This is a genomic window from Mycobacterium sp. NGS67, from assembly GCF_059812185.1.
Genome location: NZ_JCALCF010000079.1, coordinates 1 through 981 on the forward strand (window position 1 = coordinate 1; position 981 = coordinate 981).

Below are 981 nucleotides of genomic sequence, written 5' to 3' on the forward strand. Positions count from 1 at the left end.
TTCATCGCCGAGCATCGCGCTCGGTTCGGGGTCGTTCCGATCTGTAGGGTGCTCACCGAGCATGGCTGTCAGATCGCCCCGAGAACCTTCTACGCCTGGCGCAGCAGGCAGCCCTGCAAGCGGGCCCTGTGGGACATGGCGATCACCGAAATTCTGGCCGGCTACTACGAGCCCGACGAGAAGGGCCGCCGCAAGCCGGAGTCACTGTATGGGGCGAGGAAGATGTCGGCTCACCTGCACCGGCAGGGCATCGAGGTGGCCCGATGCACCGTGGAGCGCCTCATGCGGGCCAACGGCTGGCAGGGGGTGACACGGACCAAGAAAGTGCGCACTACCGTGGCCGATCCGTGCGCGATCCGACCACCAGACCTGGTGGACCGCCAGTTCACGGTGCCAGCCCCCAACGTGCTGGTGGTAGCCGACTTCACCTACCTACGGCTGTGCACCGGGGTGTTCGTCTACACCGCGTTTGTCATCGACGCCTTCGCCGGGCGCATCGTGGGCTGGCAGTGCAGTGCCAACAAGCGCACCGCATTCGTCGAGTCAGCGATCCGCCAAGCCGCCAACCTGAGGTCAATGGAAGGTATTCCATTGACGGGCAGCACAATTCACCACTCAGATGCGGGGTCTCAATATACATCGGTGAGGTTCGGAGAAACCCTGATGCTGGCCGGACTACGACCATCAGTCGGATCAGTGGGCGACGCCTTCGACAACGCCCTCGCAGAGACGACGATAGGGCTCTACAAGACCGAAGCGGTACGCAACGACTCACCGTTTCGCCGCGGCCCGCTGCACCGGTTAGCCGACGTGGAACTACTCACCGCCGAGTGGGTCAGCTGGTACAACACCAGCCGGCTCATGCACCGTCTGGGCCGCATACCCCCCACCGAATTCGAAGCGAACTACTACGCTCAAGACGCCGCCGCCAAAACGGAGGCACACCAGTAACCGAGTGTGTACGAAACCCGGGGTAGCTCA

General features: G+C 63.2%; 1 protein-coding gene. It reads left to right on the forward strand.

Features of this window, described 5'->3' with window-relative positions; genetic code table 11:
* Positions 1-951 (forward strand): IS3 family transposase (locus AC5Y4D_RS27300; protein WP_500038773.1); only part of this gene is annotated, 951 nt, incomplete at its 5' end.
* Positions 952-981: the final 30 nt, after the last annotated feature.